Consider the following 793-nt stretch of genomic DNA (forward strand, 5'->3'; position numbering starts at 1 on the left):
CCCCGAGGCTGTGCGCCACTGTGCGCACCAGCAGCGCGGTTGAGCGCGCGCCGGCGTCCATATGACCGATCGATCGGTCGCCCAGGAACGAGGCGCGGCCACGCAAGGCTTTCATAGGCACGGTCGCGTCGGCCGCGGCGTCGGCGATATCGGCGATTTCAAGAGCTGTCTTTCCCTGCAGCAGCGCGTCATGCACCGGCTGCAGCACGTCGAGCATGGTTTTTTGTCCGATCTGCGATTTGCCGCGTGCTGCCACAGCTTCGATCGCCTTGCCGAACGCCGCCGTCAGATTGGCGCGATCGGGTTTCGCCGAAATCTCCTTGCCGAGTGCCAGGAACAGGGTGCCGAACAGCGGGCCGGAGGCGCCGCCGACCGTCATCACCAGCTTGGTGCCGATCGCCTTCAGGGCATCGGGCAGCGGTTTGGCCGAAAATGCTTCGACTTCGGCGCGCACGGCCTCGAAGCCGCGCTTCATGTTCAGCCCGTGGTCGCCGTCGCCGATCGCCTGGTCGAGCGCCGTCAATTCCTCGGCGTTCGCGGCGATCGTATCCGCGGCGGCCGCGATCAGCCGGGCAAGGTTCAACGCCGCCATGTCACCCGCATTCCCGGTTTCCATCTTGCCGGCAGTATCGAAAGAACGGTCATTCGACAACTGGAGCATACGTCAGGCCGCTTCATGCAATGCCGCGGCCGCCGCGAAGACTTCGGCCACCGCGTGAGCGCCGGGGTCGACCACACCTCGCAGCTTGCTGCCGACATAGGCCGACCGCCCGGCTTTTGCCTTGTCCATGGC

At 66.0% G+C, this 793-nt stretch carries 1 protein-coding gene; it reads right to left on the bottom strand.

Annotated elements, in window-relative coordinates; translation table 11 throughout:
• Positions 1–592 (bottom strand): dihydroxyacetone kinase subunit DhaL (gene dhaL / locus EN914_RS37080; protein WP_127389763.1); only part of this gene is annotated, 592 nt, incomplete at its 3' end.
• Positions 593–793: the final 201 nt, after the last annotated feature.

It is taken from the genome of Mesorhizobium sp. M7A.F.Ca.CA.001.08.2.1 (genome assembly GCF_003998455.1).
Lineage (GTDB): Bacteria > Pseudomonadota > Alphaproteobacteria > Rhizobiales > Rhizobiaceae > Mesorhizobium > Mesorhizobium ciceri.